This window comes from Archangium sp., assembly GCF_036388035.1.
Taxonomy (GTDB): domain Bacteria; phylum Myxococcota; class Myxococcia; order Myxococcales; family Myxococcaceae; genus Archangium.
Genome location: NZ_DASVSO010000099.1, coordinates 1 through 2,038, shown reverse-complemented (window position 1 = coordinate 2,038; position 2,038 = coordinate 1). Strand labels below are relative to the sequence as shown.

General features: G+C 72.7%; 1 protein-coding gene. It reads right to left on the bottom strand.

Going from position 1 to position 2,038, the window contains the following annotated elements:
• Positions 1–161 precede the first annotated feature (161 nt).
• On the bottom strand, positions 162–2,038 hold a 1,877-nt coding region (locus VF697_RS04470; RefSeq protein ID WP_331092232.1), incomplete at its 5' end, for an MYXO-CTERM sorting domain-containing protein.

Genomic DNA, 2,038 nt, shown 5'->3' with positions numbered 1-2,038 from the left:
CGGTAGCCCCACCAGGCACACCTCGGCGGGCATCTTCGACGTCGCCCTGGCCAGGCTGCGGCCGTAAGAGCGCTGGCCGCTCGTGACGAGGCAGCGTCCTCCCGCCCGCTTTCACGGGGGCGGGAGGACGTCGCCCAGGGCCTGTTCAGCTCGGGGTGCCCTCAGAGTGGAAAGAGCCGGCGCCGCGTCATGAGCAGACCGAGCAGGAGCAGGGCCGCCAGTGGGGCCGAGCCATCGGAGGTACTCGTGCAGCCGAAGCCGCCCCGGGGCGGCGGGTCTCGCGGCTCAGGCTCGGAGCCACCGTCCGTGGAGGAGAGGACTCGCACGGAAGTGGAGGCACTCACGCCGTCCACCGTGGCCGTCACCGCGTTGGCGAACTCACCCGCGGTGGTGCCGGCGGTGAACAGCCCCTCCTCGGTGACGGAGCCCGCCGCGGCCTCGCTGGCCCACTGAGCCCGGGCAGGGCGCTCGTTGCCATGGGCATCCAGCGCGCGCGCGGTGAGCTGGACGCTCGCTCCCGCCCGCACCGAGGGCGCCAGGGGAGAGAGCTCCACGCGGGCCGTGGGGCCGGGGATCACCAGGACGTTGGCCAGGGCGGACAGGCTGCCCGAGGAGATGCGCACGGTCTGGGGCCAGAAGCCGGCCCGGGTGCCCGCGGTGAACAGGCCCGCTGCGTTCACCGAGCCCCCTCCAGCCACCACCTGCCACCCCACGGAGGGCGACAGGGCATTGCCGCACGTGTCCATGCCCCAGGCCTTGAAGGACGTGCTGCCTCCGGCGACCAGGGTGACGGTGGAGGGAACGACCGCCAGGTGGACGGCGGCGCCGGGGGCGATGGTGACGTCCGCGCTGCCGGAGACGCCCGAGGCCGTGGCCGTCACGCCCGAGGCCACGGTGCCCGGCACGCACGAGACCGTCAGCTTGCCGCTGGAGTCGATCGCACCGACCGCGCTCCGGGCACTCCAGGCGAAGGAGACGTCCTTCACCTCCGTGCCCCAGGAGTCGAAGGCGCGAGCCTGGAAGGTGGCGCTGCCACCCGCGGCCACGGGGGCGGAGCCCACCCGGGACACCTCGACCCGAGCCACCCGGGGCGTGAGCACCACGTCCGTGGAGGCCTTCACCCCGTCGACTTCCACCTGGACGGCCCCTGAGTAGAGGCCCGGCGTCGTGCCCGCGGTGAACAGGCCGGTGGCGGTGATGGAGCCGGCCGACGCCTCGGCCGACCAGAGGCGGGGGCGGGAAGGCCGCTCATTGCCGTAGGCGTCCTCGGCCCGGGCGGTGAACTGCACGGTGGAGCCCATGGGCAGCGAGGGGCGTGAGGGCGACAGGGTGACCCGGGCGACGGGGCCTGGCGTCACCTCCACGGAAGCCGAGGCACTCAGCGACCACCCCACGCTCACCTGGACGGTGTCGGGATAGCTCGTCGCCCGGGTGCCCGCGGTGAAGACGCCGCTGGAGGAGATGGAGCCGCTGCCACCGTAGGAGAGGCTCCAGGAGAGGGAGGAAGGGGACAGGGTATTGCCGCAATTATCCGTGGCCACGGCGGAGAAGGTCACCTGGCCGCCCGCTGGGACACTGGCGGTCCGCGGCGAGATGGTGAGCTTGGTGGGTTGGCCGGGGGAGACGGTGACCTCCGCGCTGGCGGAGAGGGAGCCCGCGCTGGCGATGACGGCGCCCGGGTAGACGCCGGAGGTACAAGTGGCGGTGTAATCGCCGGAGCCGGTAATGGTGCCGGAGCCGCTGACGGTGCTCCAGGTGACGGAGTCCGAGCGGTAGTTGCCGCAGCTGTCCCTCACGCTGGCGCTGAAGAAGTGGGTGGCGCCGGCCCCGACTTTGGCCGACGCGGGCGAAATGACCACCTGTGCGGCCGGACCGGTCTCGATGGTGACGCCGGCATTGGCGGACAGGCCGTTGGGGCTGACGGCGGTGATGGCGGAGTAGTAGTTGCCCGGGGAGCACGAGGCGGTGAAGACGCCCGCGGCGTTGATGGTGCCGGCGGACGGACTGGCGCTCCAGGTGAAGGGCACATCGCTGAGGG